Genomic DNA, 14,814 nt, shown 5'->3' on the forward strand with positions numbered 1-14,814 from the left:
CGGCGGCCCGAATTATTTGAATAATTCCATGGGGCCGCGCGCGTTTGTGTCGTGTGTTTGCGTTTTTCAACAGGGAATGAGGCAGCCAATGGTGCGGCAGGATCAGACGCGTGCGCGTCGTAACGGAACACATGCGGGCGCGGGCAGGCTGAAAGCCTTGCGCTGGCCCCTGTTCGGCCTGTCGCTGCTGTCGATCGTGCCGGGCGGCATGGCCCAGGCGCAGGCCGTTTCGGCGGCCCTGCCGTCGGGCGGGCAGGTGGTGGCCGGCCAGGCGGCCATCGGCACGCAGGGCAACACCACGACGATCACCCAGTCGTCGGACAAGGCGATCCTGACCTGGACCGACTTTTCGATCGGCAAGGACGGCATCGTCAATTTCAACAACGGCACGGGCGCGACGCTGAACCGCGTCACCGGCGGCAACCGGTCCAGCATCGACGGGCTGCTGAACGCCACGGGCTCGGTCTATCTGATCAACCCGAACGGCGTCATCGTCGGCAAGACCGGCGTGATCAATGTCGGCGGCAGCTTCGTCGCCTCGGCGCTGGATATCAGCAATGAAAACTTCCTGAACGGCGGGGACCAGACGTTCGCGGGCGACTCGCTGGCCTCGGTGGTCAATCTCGGCAAGATCGGCGCGCTGGGCGGCGACGTCTCGCTGATGGCCGTCGATGTCAGGAACGACGGCACGATCGGCGCGGCCAACGGCACGGCCGGGCTTTTGGCCGGGCGCACCATCATCCTGCGCGATACGCAGGTCGATGACGGCCGGTTCCTGGTCGTCACGGGCGGTTCGGACACGTCCGTCACCAATACCGGCGCCGTCACGGCGGCGGCGGCGGAGCTGCGCGCCCAGGGCGGCAATATCTATGCCCTGGCCGGCAATACCCAGGGCGTCATCAGCGCCACCGGCGTCAAGGGCAAGGGCGGCAAGATCTGGCTGACGGCAGGCGAGGGCGGCAAGGTCCAGGTCTCCGGCAGCACGCTTGCGGCCGCAGACGCCGCCGGCAATGGCGGCGCGATCTCGGTCACCGGCCAGACGATAGATGTCGCGGCCGACGCCACGCTCGATGCGTCCGCCACCTCGGCCAACGGCGCCGGCGGCACGCTCAGCGTCATCGCCGGCAAGGCCTCGGGCAGCCTCGGCTTCGCGGGCACGGCGTTTGCCAGGGGCGGCTTCGCCACGGGCAATGGCGGCACGGTCGAAACCTCGGGGGCGGCGGTCGGCTTCACCGGGGCGCGCATCGACACCTCGGCCACGGGCGGCAAGACGGGCAACTGGCTGATCGACCCGTTCGACCTGACGGTCGACAGTGCGGCGGCGGCGACGATCTCAACCAACCTGGCCACCAGCAACGTCACCCTTCAGACGACGGCGTCTGGCACCAGCGGTCCCGGCACGCAGTCGTCAGGTGACGGCGACATCGTCATCAATTCGGGCATCAGCTGGTCCAGCGCCAACACCCTGACGCTCGACGCTTATCACGCGATCGCCATCAACGCGCCGCTGACCGTCAGCGGAGCCGGCGGCGTGGTGCTGACGACCAATGACGGCGGCACGGGGGGCGACTACGGCTTCGGCCTGCAGGCGGACGGTTTCCATGGCGCGATCGACTATACGGGCTCGGGCGGCAGCCTGATCATCAACAGCCAGCCCTACACGCTGCTCTATTCCATGAGCGACCTTCAGGGGATCAGCGGCGGTTCCGGCCAATACGCCCTGGCGAAGTCTCTGGACGCATCGGGGACGACCTATACGGATGCCGTGGTCGGCGTGCTGTACGGCACGCTGACCGGCCTCGGTCACAGGGTGGACGCCCTGACCATCGATGCGGCGGGCGACACTATCGGGCTTGTCGGCCAGCTCCAGGGCAATCTGCGCGACATCGGCGTGGCCGGCGGATCGGTCCGGGGCGGCAGCCAGGTCGGCGGACTGGTCGGGGTCGAATACAGCGGCAGCATAGACAATGCCTATGCCAGCCTTGCCGTGACCGGGAGCGGCAGCCGGGTCGGCGGACTGATCGGATACGCTTCGTCCGGCACCGTCACCAACGCCTTTGCCACCGGCGCCGTCACCGGCAGTTTCTACGTCGGCGGCCTGGCCGGCTACCTCAATTTCAGTACGATCGGCACCGTTTTCGCGACCGGCCATGTCGATGGCAACGGGACCGTCGGCGGACTGGTCGGAACGAATGTGTCCAGTACGATCAGCGACGCCTACGCCACCGGGTCCGCCTGGTCGGCAAGCACCGCGGGCGGGCTGGTGGGAAGCAATGTCGGCGGCACGATCATCAACGCCTACGCCACGGGCTATGCCAGCGCCCCTACGTCCGGCGGCCTGACCGGTTCGGACAGCGGCTCGGTCACCACCAGCTATTTCGACCGGGACACCACGGGGCTGACCGGCGCGGGCGCCCTGACCACGGCGCAACTGCAATCGGGCAGCCTGCCGACCGGCTTCGGTTCGGGCACCTGGGCGACGGGGCCGGGCCTCTACCCTTATCTCAAGACCTTCTTCCCCAACGGCGTGCAGGCGGTCACCGGCACGGCCACCGATGCCGCCGGCTCCAATGCGGCGGGGGGCACGGCCGCCGCCTACGCCAATGGCGGGCAGTTGGGCAATTCCGGCGTCGGCGCCAACGGCTATTATTACATCGCGACCTCCGCGGGCACGGTCGGCACGACCGGCGGGCTGGGCGCCGCGCTGACCGTGAACGGCGCTTCGAACGCAAGCGGCGTCGTTTACGACGAAAGCCGCAGCCTGTCGGGCGGCAATGTCACGGGGCTCGACGTGCAGTCGGGCAAGGTCGCGGTAACGACCGGCGCATCGAGCCTGACGGCGCTCGACGCCACCTTCGGCGGTGCGTGGGCGGGCATTCTGTCCAATGTCGGCCCGGCCGACTACAGCCTGACGGCGACGGGGGCCTTCACGGTGGACGCGGCGCTGAACGGCGGGGCGGTCTCGGTGACCTCGGGCGGCGACCTGACGATCGCCGCGGCCGTTACGGCCGGTTCGGGCAAGGCGCTGACGCTCGACGCGCACGACACCCTCGACATCGAAGCCGCGGTGACCGCGTCGGGCGGCAATGCGGTGACGCTGACCTATGCCCATGGCGGTTCGGGCGACTACGGCTTCGGCCTGCAATCGGATGGCTTCCACGGTTCGCTCGACTTCTCCGGCACGACGGGCAACACGCTGACGATCAACGGTACGGCCTACACGCTGCTCTATTCCCTGAGCGACCTGTCGGGCATCAGCGGCGTCACCGGCACCTACGCCCTGGCCCGGACGCTCGACGCGTCGGGCACGACCTATACGACGGCCCCGGTCGACAGCCTCGACGGCACGCTGACCGGCCTTGGCCACACGGTCGACAATCTGAGCGTCGTCACCAGCGGCTACGACCTCGCGGGCCTGTTCAACCATGCGGCCGGCGCCCTGCGCGATATCGGCGTGAAGGGGGGATCGATTTCCGGCCACTGGGGCATGACGGGCGGCCTGGTCGCCAGCAGCACGGCCGACCTCACCAATGTCTACGCCACCGCCGATGTGAGCAGCGACTCGGGTTTCCTGGGCGGGCTGGCCGGGTACAGCCAGGGCGCGCTCACCAACGCCTTCGCCACCGGCAATGTCAAAGGCAATAACGGCACCTATGTCGGCGGCCTGGTCGGCCTCGACTACGGTCCCATGCGCAACACCTTCGCCACGGGTTCGGTCAGCGGGTATTCGACGGTAGGCGGGCTGGCGGGGTCGGTGGTCGACACCACGGTCGACGACGCCTACGCCACCGGGTCCGTCACCGGCAGCTATTATGCCGGCGGCCTGGTCGGCTGGAACTATGGGGGCACGATCCGCACCGCCTACGCCACGGGCTTCGTCAATGCCGGCACCCAGTACTCGTCCAACGGCGCCTTCGTCGCCTACGACATGGGCGGCGCCTACGGCGATGTCTATTACAATAGCGACACGTCGGGCCGTTCCGACAGTTACGCCACCGGCCTGACGACGGCGCAGCTGCAATCGGGCAGCCTGCCGTCGGGCTTCGGCGCGGGCGCCTGGTCGGCGGGATCGGGCCTCTATCCTTACCTGAAGGTCTTTTTCCCCAACGGCGCGCAGGCGATCAGCGGCACGGCCACGGACGCTTCGGCCGCCGATGCGGTGGGGGGCAGCGTCACCGTCTACGCCGATGGCGGGCAACTGGGCACGTCCGGCGTCGGCGCCAACGGCTATTACTACGTCGCCACCAATGCCGGCACGGTCGGCGCCGCGACGGGGCTGGGCGGCACGGTGACGCTCAAAGGCGACGCGCAGGCTTCGGGCGCGGTCTATACCGACAGCCGCACCCTGTCGGGCGGCAATGCCGCGGGCTTCGACATCCAGGCCGGCCGTGTCGCCGTGACGACCGGCGCGTCGGCCTATAGCGACGTGGAAGCCGGGATCGCCACGGCCTTCGGCGGCGCCAACTGGGCGGGCCTGCTTTCGACCATCGGCAATCCGGACTACACCCTGACGGCCACGGGTGCCTTCACCGTGGACGACGACCTGCCGGCCCTTGGCGCCGTGACGGTCAAGAGCGGTGGCGACCTGACCGTCAGCCACCCGCTTACCCTGGCGGGCAGCAACGCCCTGACGCTCGACGCGCAGGACAACCTTGCCATCGACGCCACCGTCACGGCGGCAGGCGGCAACGCCGTGACCCTGATCTATGCCGACGGCGGTTCGGGCGACTACGGCTTCGGCCTGCAACAGGACGGTTTCCACGGCCGGCTCGACTTTACCGGCACCGGCGGCAGCCTGACGATCAACGGCGCGGCCTATACGCTGCTCTACAGCCTGAGCGACCTGGCGGGCGCCAGCGCCAACTCCGGCAATTTCGCCCTGGCCAGGACGCTCGATGCGTCCGGCGCCACCTATACCGACTCCGTGATCGGCTCGGTCCAGGGCACGCTGACCGGCCTTGGCCATACGGTCGACAACCTGACCATAAATTCTACCAGCGACAATGTCGGCCTGGCCGGCTTCAATTACGGCGTGCTGCGCGATATCGGCGTGAGGGGCGGATCGATTTCCGGCGGCAACACTGTCGGCGGGCTGGTCGGGCAAAACTACTACAGTACGCTGCGCAACGTCTATTCCACCGCGTCCGTCAGCGGCGGCAACGATGTCGGCGGGCTGGTGGGATTTGCCTGGGGCAGCACGGTCACCAATGTTCACGCCGGCGGCACGGTCGGCGGCAGCACCCGCGTGGGCGGCCTTATCGGCTTCAATCAGTACACTGGCGTCCAGAATGCCTACGCGACCGGCAACACCGGCAGCAGCGGCGACGATAGCGGCGGCTTGATCGGATATAACGACAACGCCACGATCGTCGACGTCTATGCCACCGGTTCGACCCGGGGCAACAACAGTGTCGGGGGGCTGATCGGGTATAGTCTCGGCGGGGCTTACTACAATGTCTACGCCACCGGTTCGGTGACTGGCGGCGCCTATGTCGGCGGTCTGCTGGGGACGTCGTTCGGGGGTGTCTATTTCGAGGACGCCTTCGCCACGGGCTATGTCCGCGGGCAATATACGGGCGGCCTGGTCGGCATATCGCTGTCGTACACGCCCACCCTCGTCAACACCTACTACATCCCCGACACCACCGGACAATGCTGCACCGCCAACGGCTTCGGCGGCGGCACGCCCGTGACCACGGCGCAACTTCAGGGCAGCCTGCCGTCCGGCTTCAACCCGGCCGACTGGGGCACCGGCGCGGGCCTCTATCCGTACCTCAAGGTCCTCTTCCCCAACGGTGTGCAGGCGGTCAGCGGCACGGCCTATGCCGACACGTCCGGCACGGCGGCGTCGGGCGGGGCCGTCCGGCTTTATACGGGCGGAAATACGCTCGCCACGGCCAGCGCCGGCGCCAACGGCTATTACTATGTCGCCCTGCCCACGGGCACGATCGGCGCGTCAAGCGGCCTGGGCGGCGCGCTGACCCTGGACGGCGACGCCAATGCGTCCGGCGTCAGCTATTCCGACACGCACAGCCTGTCGGGCGGCGCTGTCTCCGGCTTCGACATCACGGCGGGCCAGATCAACATCACCACCGGCGCCACGACCGACAGCAGCCTGCAAACCGCGCTGGCCGCGACCTTCGGCAGCGCCGCCTGGACCGCCGTCCTGGCCAATATCGGCAATCCCGACTACACCCTGACGGCCACGGGCGATTTTACCCTGGACGACGGCCTGACCGGCACAGGCGCGGTCACGATCAAAAGCGGCGGCGATCTGACAGTAAGCCACGACCTGACGGCCGGCAGCCTCCTGACGCTCGACGCACACGACAATCTGGCCATCGACGCCACCGTCACGGCGGCGGGCAACACGGCCGTGACGCTCGCCTATGCGGACGGCGGTTCGGGCGACTACGGCTTCGGCCTGACGCAGACCGGCTTCACCGGCCGGCTCGACTTTACGGGCTCCGGTGGCAGCCTGGTCATCAACGGCAATCCCTATACGCTGCTCTACAGCCTGGGCGACCTTCAGGCGATCGACTCCGTGTCCGGACACTACGCCCTGGCCAATTCGCTCGATGCGTCGTCGGCGGGCACGTACGGCGGGTCGCTGGTCGGCACGCTCGACGGCACGCTGACCGGCCTCGGCCACACGATCGGCAACGTCACCATCGCCGCACCGTCCATTGACGAGGTCGGGGTATTCGGCGGGCTCGCTTCCGGCGGCACGCTGCGCGACATCGGCGCGACCCATGTCGATGTCACCGGCCATTCCGGCGTCGGCGGCCTGCTCGGGTTCAGCAATGTCGCCGAGCTCCGCCACGTCTACGCCACGGGTTCGGTCAGCGGCAACGACACAGTCGGAGGCCTGGTCGGCGCCAATATTTCCGGTGTGATCGACGACGCCCATGCCGACGCGGCGGTGACCTCGGTCTCCTCATCGGGCGGCCTGGCCGGGAACAGCTCCGGGACGATCAGCAACGCCTACGCCACCGGGGCGGTCCGCACCGGTCCGTTGGGCACGGCGGGCGGGCTAATCGCGAACCAGTATGCGGGGGTGCTCGACACCGTCTTCGCGACCGGGTCCGTCACAACCGGAGACATGGGCGTGGCCGGCGGTCTTGTCGGGGCGATGACCGGCGGCGGCACGATCGACACGGCCTATGCCACGGGCAGCGTCACGGGCGGTCAAGACAGCGCGGCCGGCGGGCTGGTCGGCTATGCCGCGGGCCTTACGATCCGCAATGTCTACGTCACGGGCTATGTCCACTCCGCCCATCGGAGCGGCGGGCTGATCGCGCTCGACAACGGCTATACCAACACCTTCACCAACGCCTATTACAACAGCGAGACCACGGGTCAGAGCGACAGCAACGGCACGGCGCTGACCACGGCGGACCTGCAGTCCGGCAGCCTGCCCACGGGCTTCGACGCGACCGTATGGGGCACGGGGACGAACCTTTATCCGTATCTGAAGACCGTCTTCCCCAACGGCATACAGGCGATCAGCGGTACGGCCGGCGACGCTTCCAACAGGCCGCTGGCGGGCGCCAATGTCACCCTCTATTCGGGCGGCAACGCCTTCGCCACGACCAATTCCGGGGCCAACGGCTATTATTACGTCGTTGAACTTCCGGGCACGGTGACCACGACATCGCCGCTGGGCGCCACCGTGACGGCCGACGGCGCCGGCAGCGTCGGCGGCGTGACCTTCAGCGACAGCCGCACGATCTGCGGCTGCAACGTCATCGGCGTCGACATCCATTCGGGCGTAATCGGCATTACGTCCGGCGCGGCAAGCTGGAGCGGCCTGCAAACGCAGCTGGGCACGGTCTTCGGCGGCGCGACCTGGAGCGGCATCCAGTCGAACCTCGGCACGGCCACCACGCTGCTCGGGCTCGAAAATCCCTTCACCTTCGACCAGGCGCTGAACATCGACGGCGCGTTGTTCGTGGCCGATGCCGGCGGCGCGGTCACGCTTGACCACGACATCACCGCCAGCGACGCCGTGCTCTTCTATTCGCCGGTCACGCTGGGCGCCGATGTCAGCCTCACGGGCACGGCCACCGGCGTCGGCTTCGCCGGCACGGTCGACGGGGCCCACGCCCTGACCCTGTCGGGCGCCAGTGTCGGCTTCGGCGGTGCGGTCGGCGGCACGAGCGCCCTGACTTCGCTGAGCGCCACGGCGACCGGCGGGCTTGTCTCCGTCGGCGGCCAGGTCAATACCACCGGCGCGATCCGGTTCTTCGCCAACGGCGCCTTCGTCAACACGGCGGGCGCGTCGGCCCTCAATGCCGGCGGCGGCTTCATCGTCTACACCCAGAGCGCCACCGATCCGACGGGCACGATGCCCGCCAACAGCTTCGACGGGCTGACGGCGACCAACTACTATAACGACGCCTACGACTTCGGCACGGGCGCCTTCGCCAGCGCCGTACCGGCCGGCAACCACTTCGTCTATGCCTATGCGGCGTCGGTGACGCCGGTCCTGACCGGCACGGCCGAAAAGACCTACGACGCCGGCACCGCCGCCGACACCACGCATCTGACCGCCGGTCCGGGCAGCCTCCTGGACGTCAACGACAGCGTCAACCTGGTGATCACCGGCGCGGCCTACGGCGACGGGAATGCCGGCTCGGGCAAGTCGGTCACGGCTGATGTCACGCTGGGCAGCAACCCCAACAACTATACCCTGGCGTCTTCGACGGCCACGGCCAATGTCGGTGTCATCGACAGGGCGGCGCTGACGCTTTCGGCGGTCACCGGCACCAAGACCTACGACACGACGACGGCCTCTTCGGGCGTGGTCGGCGTCTCGGGCCTGCAAGGCTCCGACACGGTCACGGGCGCGACCCAGTCCTATGCCAGCAAGAACGTCATGGGCACGGGCGGCAGCACGCTGCTCGTCGATGCCGGCTACACGGTCAACGACGGCAATGGCGGCGGCAACTACACGGTCGCCACGCAATCGGCCTCGGGCACCATCACCCGTGCGGCCCTGACGCTTTCGGCGGTCAGCGACACGAAGACCTACGACGCGACGGCCGCGTCGTCGGGCACGGTCGGCGTATCGGGCCTGCTCGGTTCGGATACGGTCACGGGGGCGGCACAGGCCTTCGACAGCAAGAATGCCGGCGCCCGCACCCTGTCGGTCACCGGCTACACGGTCGATGACGGCAATGGCGGCGGCAACTACGCCGTCACCACGGTGACGGCGGCGGGTTCGATCGCCAGGGCGGCCCTGACGCTTACGGCGGTCACCGACACGAAGACCTACGACGCGACCACGGCGTCGTCGGGTACGGTCGCGGTCTCCGGCCTGCTGGGCTCCGACACCGTCACCGGCGCGACGCAGGCCTTCGACAGCCGGAATGCGGGAACGCGCACCCTGGCGGTCGACAGCGGCTATGCGGTCAATGACGGCAACGGCGGTGCGAACTATACCGTCACCACGCAGACGGCTTCGGGCGCGATCGCCAGGGCGGCCCTGACGCTTTCGGCGGTCAGCGACACGAAGACCTACGACGCCACCACCGCGTCGTCGGGTACGGTCGGCGTTTCGGGCCTGCAAGGCGCGGACACGGTCACGGGGACCGCGCAGGCCTTCGACAGCCGGAACGCGGGCACGCGCACCCTGTCGGTCAACGGCGGCTATACGGTCAATGACGGCAATGGCGGCGCGAACTATACCGTCACCATGCAGACGGCTTCGGGCGCGATCGACAAGGCGGCGCTGACGCTGTCGGCGGCGAGCGACAGCAAGACCTACGACGCGACCACGGCCTCGGCCGGCACGGTCGGCGTCTCGGGGCTGAAGGGGTCGGACACCGTCACCGGCGCGACCCAGGCCTTCGCCAGCAAGACCGTGCTGGGCACGGGCGGCAGCACGCTGGGCGTCAGCGGCTATACGGTCAACGACGGCAACAATGGCGGCAACTACACCGTCACCACGCAATCGGCGGCCGGCACCATCAGCCAGGCCACCCTGACCCTGGCCGCCGTAACCTACAACAAGACCTATGACGCCACCGCCAGCGCGGGCGGAACGGTCGCGGTTTCGGGCCTCAAGGGGACCGATACGGTCACCGGCGCCACCGAGGCCTATGACAGCCGGAATGCGGGCACGCGCACGCTGAGCGTTACCGGTTATACGGTCAACGACGGCAATGGCGGCGGCAACTATGCCGTCACCACTCAGACCGCCACGGGCGCCATCGCCAAGGCGGCCCTGACGCTGGCGGCAGTGAGCGACACCAGGACCTACGACGCGACGATGGCTTCGACAGGCACGGTCGATGTGTCGGGCCTCAAGGGTTCGGACACCGTCACCGGTGCGACGCAGGCATTCGACAGCCGGAATGCGGGTGCGCGCACCCTGTCGGTCAACAGCGGCTATGCGGTCAATGACGGCAATGGCGGCGGCAACTACACCGTGACGACGCAGACCGCTTCGGGCACGATCGCCAAGGCAGCCCTGACGCTGTCGGCGGCAACCGACAGCAAGACCTACGACGCCACCGCCACCTCATCCGGCACGGTCGGCGTGTCGGGCCTCAAGGGCACGGACACGGTTACCGGCGCGACGCAGGCCTTCGACAGCCGGAATGCCGGTACGCGGACGCTCGGCGTTACCGCCTACACGGTCAATGACGGCAATGGCGGCGGCAACTATGCCGTCACGACGCAGACGGCTGCCGGCACGATCGCCAAGGCGGCCCTGACGCTTTCGGCGGTGACCGACACCAAGACGTACGACGCGACAGCCGCCTCATCCGGCGTGGTCGGCATCAGCGGCCTCAAGGGCAGCGACACCGTCACCGCCGCCCAGGCCTTCGACAGCCGGAACGCCGGTGCGCGCACGCTTTCCGTCAACGGCTATACGGTCAATGACGGCAACAGCGGCGGCAACTATGCCGTCACGACGCAAACCGCACCCGGCGCCATCGATGCGCGCGCCATCACCGTCACGGCCGACAATGCCGGCAAGTTCGACGGCACGGCCGATCCCGCCCTGACCTACGGCATCACCAGCGGCAGCCTGCAAGGCAATGACGGCCTGACCGGCAGCCTGGCCCGCGTCAGCGGCGAACTGCCCGGCACCTACGCCATCGGCCAGGGCTCGCTTTCGGCATCGTCCAACTACGCCGTCACCTTCACCGGCGCGACCTTCACCATCACGGCGTCGGCCCGCCAGAACCAGGTGACGGTCAATCCCGTGCAAAACGGCGGCACCTCCCCGGCCGGCGTCTTCCAGCCGTCCGGCCAGGACGGCGGTGCGGGCGGTACCGGCGGTACCGGGGGCAGCTCTGGCGGCAGTTCTGGCGGCGCGTCCGGCGCTCCGGCCGGTGGTGCGGGCCCCGCCGGCGGCGCCACTCCGACGGTCCCGGACTGCCGCGGCCAGGACGGCGCCTGCCTCAACAAGCCCTATCCGGGCAATAACACCTTCTCCAGCTACATCAGCTTCCTGGGCCAATAGACCATGTCCGTCACCAAGATCCTCCGCAACGCCGCCTGCCTGGCCCCGCTGCTCGTGGCCGCCCAGGTCCACGCCCAGGCGATCGAACGCCACCTGCCGGAAACGCCGCAGGGCAAGCCGCAGGTGCTGGTCACGCCCAACGCCGTGCCCGGCGACCAGGACGCAACGCCGATCGGCCCGGCCCTGACCGCCATCGTGCTTCTGGGACCGGGCGAGGCCGTGCATGCAACCGCGTCTTCAGGCGTCACGGTTGGCTCTGTCTATCGCCTTGGTCTGGCCGGACAGCGCGCCGATATCGCGGCCCGGCTGCAGCCCTTCCTCGGCCGGCCCCTGTCGCGCAAGCTGATCGCCGAGATCGAAGCCGCCATCGCCCGCGACTACCGCCAGCTCAACTATCCGTTCGTCTCCCTGTCCACGCCGGAACAGGAAATCGACGGCGGCGTGCTGCAGGTCCGTGTGATCGAGTTCCGCGCCGCCGACGTTTCGGTCAGCGGCGCCACGGGTCACGAAGCCGAAGCCGTCCGCGCCGGTGTCGGCATCCAGTCCGGCGACGCGATCAATGCGCGCGAGCTGACCTACGATCTCGATGCGCTCAACCGCTATCCCTTCCGCGCCGTGCAGGCGGCCTTCACCCCGGGCGCGGCCCTGGGCGACACACGCCTGACCCTGGCCGTGCGCGACCAGAAGCCGTGGCAGGCCTATGCCGGCTACGGCAATGACGGTTCGCCCTCGACCAGCTTCGACCGCCACTTCGTCGGCGGCGCGATCGGCGGGCTGCTCGGTTTCGACAGCCTGCTGTCGGTCCAGGCGACGGAGTCCCGCGATGCGCTTCAGGGCAAGGACGATCCGCACTACGGCAGCGTCGCGTTCAACTATACGCTGCCCATCGGCCTCCGGGGTCTGATCGAGGCCTCGGCCGACACGGTCACGACCTGGTCGCAGTCCGCGCCCTTCAGCGTCCGGCTGAAGGCGACCGAAGCGACCCTGGGCTACCGCCACGCCCTGACGAAACTGTACGGCGACCACGGCCTGACCGATGTCCGCATCGGCATCGAGGCGCGCCACCAGACGGGCTCGACCTTTTTCTCGGGCACCAATGTCTATGACGTCTCGGTCGACGTGTACCAGCTCTATGCCGGCCTGCACCACGCGGCCGGTGATGCGGCAGGGGCAGCCACCTGGGACTTCGCGGTTCACATGAGCCCCGGCGGGATCAGCGGCGGTAACAGCGCGGAGCAGTTCCGTCTCTATTCGCAAGGGCGGATGCCCGGCGCGACCTACAGCTACCTGACCGGCAGCTTCGACCGCACGACGCCGCTCGGCGACACGATGAGCCTGAAGACGCAGGTCTTCGGCCAGTTCTCGCCCGTGGCCCTGCCGCGAACGGAGCAGGCGGGACTGGGCGGCGGGTATCTGGTGCGCGGCTACACGCTCGACAACGGCGCGGCCGATACCTCGTTGATCGTGCGCAACGAACTGCATGTGGCCGGTCCGGGCCTGAAAAGCGCTTCGGTCGATCCCTACGCCTTCGTCGATCTCGGTCATGGCCGTGACAACCATGCGCACGCCAATACCGATCTGGCCTCGCTGGGCGGGGGCGCCAATGTACGCCTGCTCAGCCATGTGGCGCTGAAGGTCGATGCCGCCCTGGCCCTGGCCCCCAACGGCCAGGTCAAGGCCGGCAGCCTGCTGGCCCATACCCGCCTGCAGGTGGTATTCTAGAGCCTGATGATTTAGCTTCGCTCAGCCAGGTTTTTGTTTTGCGGGCGCTTCGCGGTTTCCGGCAGGGTGACCAGCACCGGCAGGACGCACACAGCGACCACGGCGATCATGATGCCCGGCACGATGGCCAGGTGCGTCCTGGCGATCAGCACCTGGGCCAGCCACGGTGTAAACCCGCCGAAGACGGCGGTGGCGACCGTCGCGCCGAGCGCCAGGCCGCTCAGGCGCCCTTCGCCCGGAAACTGCTCGGCGGTGGTGACCGCGCCGACCGCGCTGACCCCGCCCGCCACCGTCGCCAGGACCACGGCGCCCAATAAGGCGCGCAGGGGCGATCCGCTGGTCATCAGGCTGAACATGGTGACGGGCAGGACGGCGCTGCCGATACTGAGCGCGATCAGGACCGGCTTGCGCCCGAGCCGGTCGGACAGGTGGCCGACGACCGGCGTTACGGCGATGACCACGACGGCGGCGAGGGTCGACAGCCATAGCGCCTGGCTTTCCGGCAGGGCGCCGGCCGAGTCGATGAAGGCCGGGACGTAGCCGATGCCGACATAGTAGGTGATCGAGCCCAGCGCCGAGATGGCGAAGCCGCGCATAACCCCGCGAAAATGGTGTTTCAGCGTATGGAGCAGCGGATTGTCGGGCGTGCTGCCGCTTTCGCGCTGGCGTTCGAAGTCGGGGGATTCGTGCAGGGTCGAGCGCGCGATCCAGACGACGACGGCCAGGGCCGCGCCGACCAGGAAGGGAATGCGCCAGCCCCACGTTTCGAGGTCGTGTGCGCCGACAATGTGCACGGTCAGGGCCGCCACGCCGACGGCCAGCAGCGCGCCGATCTCGCTGGCCGCCGCCGCCAGCGACGCCACCAGCCCGCGCCGGGCTTCGGGCGCGCCTTCCAGCAGGTAGGCGACGACGCCGGTATATTCGCCGCCGACGGCGAAGCCCATGAGGCAACGCAAGGCCAGTAGCAACAGGCCCGCCACGGGACCGGCCTGCGCGGCGGTGGGCAGCAGCGCCATGGCCAGCATGGCGGCGCTCATCAGGGCCATGGACAGCAGCAGGGTATGCCTGCGTCCGAAGCGGTCGCCGATATGGCCGAAGACGAAGGCGCCCAGCGGCCGCATCAGGTAGGCGATGGCGAAGCCCGCCAGGGTGGTGACCAGCGATGCCTCACCGCCACCGAAGAAGACGCGCGACAGCACGGTGGCGAAATAGATGTATAGGGTGAAGTCGTACCATTCGACGACGGTCGAGACCCCCGCGACGACGATCGACGCCATCGGCACGCTTTTGCGAAACACGGTGTCTGACATGGCGTCCCCCGGGGTGGCTTATTGCTGACTATAGAGGCTTATTCCCGCCGCGGCCAAGGGGTCTGAAATAAGGGAGATCTTCGCCCTCCCCATTTATGGGGAGGGGGGACCGCGAAGCGGTGGGCGGGGCACTTGCGACAGATTCAACGAGAACAGGCCGTTTCAGTTGGCGTACCTGCGTGATCATTGACGACAAGCGGCGCAAATGGAAATGCCAGAAAGTGCCCCGCCCACCGCCTTCGGCGGTCCCTTCGCGGGCGAAAGCTATACTTTCGCCTCGCTCACCCCGCAAACGGGGAGGGCGAA

At 68.4% G+C, this 14,814-nt stretch carries 3 protein-coding genes; 2 read left to right on the plus strand and 1 reads right to left on the minus strand.

Annotation, left to right across the window (positions count from 1 at the left end):
• The first annotated feature begins 88 nt into the window (after positions 1-88).
• Positions 89-11,476 (plus strand): YDG domain-containing protein, encoded by an 11,388-nt coding sequence (locus tag AB8717_RS05860; protein ID WP_443750099.1) that lies wholly within the window; start codon positions 89-91, stop codon positions 11,474-11,476.
• Positions 11,477-11,479: 3 nt separating this feature from the next.
• Entirely contained in the window at positions 11,480-13,198 is a 1,719-nt protein-coding gene (locus AB8717_RS05865; RefSeq protein WP_443750100.1) for a ShlB/FhaC/HecB family hemolysin secretion/activation protein, read from the plus strand.
• A gap of 11 nt (positions 13,199-13,209) precedes the next feature.
• Here the strand turns inward: AB8717_RS05865 and AB8717_RS05870 are convergent, their stop codons facing one another.
• Positions 13,210-14,508, minus strand: coding sequence for an MFS transporter (locus AB8717_RS05870; RefSeq protein WP_443750101.1), 1,299 nt, complete (start codon positions 14,506-14,508; stop codon positions 13,210-13,212).
• Between the last annotated feature and the right edge of the window lie 306 nt (positions 14,509-14,814).

Origin of the sequence: Asticcacaulis solisilvae (assembly GCF_052327315.1) — a bacterium.
GTDB classification, from domain to species: Bacteria; Pseudomonadota; Alphaproteobacteria; order Caulobacterales; family Caulobacteraceae; genus Asticcacaulis; species Asticcacaulis solisilvae_B.

Excerpts from the sequence above, each read along its gene's own strand:
- AB8717_RS05860 (WP_443750099.1), top strand. The coding sequence starts at position 89 with ATGGTGCGGCAGGATCAGACGCGTGCGCGTCGTAACGGAACACATGCG.
- AB8717_RS05865 (WP_443750100.1), top strand. The coding sequence starts at position 11,480 with ATGTCCGTCACCAAGATCCTCCGCAACGCCGCCTGCCTGGCCCCGCTG.
- AB8717_RS05870 (WP_443750101.1), bottom strand. The coding sequence starts at position 14,508 with ATGTCAGACACCGTGTTTCGCAAAAGCGTGCCGATGGCGTCGATCGTC.